Origin of the sequence: Bacillus sp. HY001 (assembly GCF_007558965.1) — a bacterium.
GTDB lineage: Bacteria > Bacillota > Bacilli > Bacillales > Bacillaceae_G > Bacillus_A > Bacillus_A mobilis.
This window is the reverse complement of the sequence record NZ_VLTE01000253.1, coordinates 1-311: the sequence shown is the minus strand read 5'-3', so window position 1 is coordinate 311 and position 311 is coordinate 1. Positions and strand designations below refer to the sequence as shown.

Below are 311 nucleotides of genomic sequence, written 5' to 3'. Positions count from 1 at the left end.
GTCTAATTAAAACAATTGCTGTCCCAAGAGCATACTTGAGACTGAAAAGGCACCAGCAGGTGGTAAAACATTAGTATATATGGGAGGTCCCAAACGGGTTGTAAAGGTTGTAGCAATCCAATTTCCGTATTCACCAGCCAGCAAAGAGGGAGGTTTCATTATAAACCGTCCACTTAAAATGAAATGCCGAATGCTTATAGCGGTCTCATCAATTATTGTCAAGTTGCCAAAAAAGGAGGCATATGGTGAATCGAAACTTATTTGTTTAGCGCTTTCGTCCCAATACCCATTAATCGGAATAGGTATACCAC

At 40.5% G+C, this 311-nt stretch carries 1 protein-coding gene; it reads right to left on the bottom strand.

The window, feature by feature from the left end; genetic code table 11:
• Positions 1-6: 6 nt before the first annotated feature.
• Positions 7-311: hypothetical protein (locus FOT98_RS32775; RefSeq protein ID WP_144291247.1), on the bottom strand; the 305-nt coding region annotated here is incomplete at its 5' end.